At 53.3% G+C, this 2,224-nt stretch carries 1 protein-coding gene; it reads left to right on the top strand.

The genetic code is table 11. From position 1 onward, the window contains the following. Positions 1-236 precede the first annotated feature (236 nt). Entirely contained in the window at positions 237-1,955 is a 1,719-nt protein-coding gene (locus EB835_RS20070; RefSeq protein WP_135811181.1) for a glycosyltransferase, read from the top strand. Positions 1,956-2,224: the final 269 nt, after the last annotated feature.

Below are 2,224 nucleotides of genomic sequence, written 5' to 3'. Positions count from 1 at the left end.
CGAGAAGACGCGACGAGTCGCTCATGGGTTTCGCAACTTCGAGAACTATCGGTTGAGGATCCTCACCGTAGCGTCGGGGTTGAAGAGAAACCTACCAACGAGTCACCACACTTGATTCCGAAGAGCCCCCAATCTACGTCTTGACGGGAGAAGTCCCCGAGAGCTTCGGTGGAGTCACAACGGTCACGATAGGTCGCTGCAATGCCTTTGCTCGACTAGATGACCGACTAATAACGATGCTGACGGTTTCGCCCAAACATGCAACCTCCAACGGAGCGTTGCGAGATCAGCTTATCGCTGACGGACTTCTAGATCCCCGGGTATCCCTGCGGAACCCGTGGTCGGACTTTCGCGACATCCCCGAAGATGAAATCTGCCGACTCGCTGACCCACCAGAATTCCCTTCGTCCGCAAAGATCGAGCCCTTCGAACCGCTCAGACCGTTCAGTGGAACGTATCAAGTTACACACAATGACAGCTCAGACAGAACAGCACAAACCGATATCTTCAGAGAAGATGGCACCATAGGTATCATCGATCATCGCGAATTTTCAGAAGCAGGCAAAATCAAACTTCGGAGAATCAGCCTGCTATCACGCACCGGGCAGATCGCGAAACAATGGACCTCGTCCACCGCGATGTATAAAGACTGGATAATGCATCTCACTCAGTCTCACGATATGTCGATTCTTATTTCGGAACGTCTGACGGTCTCCAACCAACTTACCGGCTGGAGCAACGATAACATCACGTTTGTGCAATCGATTCATTCGAACCATTTCGGCACAGGGGCAATGCGCAAATATGACTTTCCTCCGCCGAAGGCCCGCTTTTACGAATCTCTCGACTCCCGAGATCTTGTCGCCACCCTGACCCAGCAACAAGCTAACGACTTGCGCGAAATGGACATCACGGCGGGGAACAACGTAGTCACGCTTCCCAACGCTCTGACACTTGAACCGCTAAAGCGGCCCACCTCTCGCGACAGACGCGCCGGAGTGATAGTTTCGAGAATTGCTCCCGAGAAGCAGATCGAACACTCCCTACAGAGCATAGGTCAGCTGTCTGAAAGCAATACGGCACCTACATTGGATATTTTCGGCGAAGGTTCGTCTCGACCAACTCTTGAGAAGCTTTCTGCCCAGCTAGACATAGAATCACTCGTCACGTTTCGGGGTTATGCCCCGGCAGGCGGGAAGAAGTTTCGTGACTATTCGTTCAGCCTACTGACGAGCAAGTCAGAGGGCCAGGGACTCGTCTTGCTGGAAAGCATGGCAGGGGGATGCATCCCTATTGCGTATAACATCAAATATGGTCCTGCTGATATCATCACTCACGGTGTCAATGGTTTCTTGGTCGAGCCTGACGATGTGACCGGACTCGCCTGCCAGATTGAGCAATTGATCAACATGCCCGAATCTGATCTTCGGAAACTTCGACGCGCAGCCATACGACGTTCGCGGGATTTCTTGCCCGACCGGATCGTGCGTCAGTGGGCAAAAGAACTCCACGGAGCTATCCAGCGGAAACAATCCAGAACCAGTCCAGTGAAAAGTCGGACAACACTTGGTGCGGTTCGCTTGGAGCATGACGCTATTCATATGCGAATGCGTGTCCCAAAAGCTCTCCAAGAAGGCGCATGGGAATGGGCGAAGATTAGCTGGGTACAGCGCGTATCACGTACATATGGACGGGCTTCTGCTGATCTGGTCCAAAAGAATGGCAAACTCATCGTGCGTGCAACACTTCCCTTGAACAAGTTGGTCCCAGCGTGGCCTACTCCCGGCAGGCCAACGGACTTCTGGCTTGATCTGGGAGGAGATACGCAGTTTCAACGCCTACGCATCAGGGCCGATGAACAGACGGCTGACCTCCAGCACAGTGACCTCGAGCTGTATAGTACGAAAGCTGGCAACCTTTCGGCGCGAGTCAGAAGTCGAGATACGACTGAATGACGGTCGAAGAGAGGCGGAATGCCTCAGTTCGAATCAGATGTCCTGCGGATGTTGCTCACCCTGTGTTCGACCACTCTGCCGGCCCGAACGCTGACGGCTCGCAGTGAGTCTCCCCTCCTCCATACGCCCTGAATGAGCCTGTCACCTGACTTTCACAACTGGATGCTGATTTCGCGATTCTATTTGCATTTGTGCTGGTCACGAGGTCGGGGATTCTGTTGGTGGGACACTAATCTGCTGTCTACGATGGGGTTATGTCGCCTCGTCTA

The sequence above is a fragment of the Brevibacterium sp. S22 genome (assembly GCF_004745485.1).
GTDB lineage: Bacteria > Actinomycetota > Actinomycetes > Actinomycetales > Brevibacteriaceae > Brevibacterium.
The sequence above is the reverse complement of the archived record's forward strand: the minus strand, read 5'-3'. Positions and strand labels throughout refer to the sequence as shown.

What these genes read in the sequence shown, in the direction of transcription:
- EB835_RS20070 (WP_135811181.1), top strand. Translation starts at nt 237, where the DNA reads ATGCTGACGGTTTCGCCCAAACATGCAACCTCCAACGGAGCGTTGCGA.